Raw genomic sequence first — 247 nt, 5'->3', positions numbered from 1 at the left:
AGATTGAAGAATTTTTCGCCGACCTTCCGTTAGGTTTCCGTTCAGAACATTGCGGGCCTTCACGCCTAGCCCTTGGGTGGAGTGTAGAAGCACTGGCATTTCGGTCCGGCGTTTCACCAGACTCGATCCGCAGAGTTGAGCTTGGAGAAGAGCTGCGGCGCGTCACAATGCAGGCATTAGCTTTTGCGCTTGAAGCGGAAGGGCTCATTTTCTTCCCTGGGCACCCTCCCCTGCGTTCCGACGACTG

The 247-nt window shown here is 55.9% G+C and carries 1 protein-coding gene; it reads left to right on the top strand.

Translation table 11 applies throughout. The features are described 5' to 3' along the window. Nucleotides 1–247: helix-turn-helix domain-containing protein (locus SB786_RS37230; protein ID WP_410731714.1), on the top strand; the 247-nt coding region annotated here is incomplete at both ends.

Origin of the sequence: Burkholderia sp. SIMBA_062 (genome assembly GCF_046534765.1) — a bacterium.
In the GTDB taxonomy this organism is placed as follows: Bacteria; Pseudomonadota; Gammaproteobacteria; order Burkholderiales; family Burkholderiaceae; genus Burkholderia; species Burkholderia ambifaria.
Note: the sequence above shows the minus strand (reverse complement) of the source record. Positions and strands in the feature narration are given on the sequence as shown.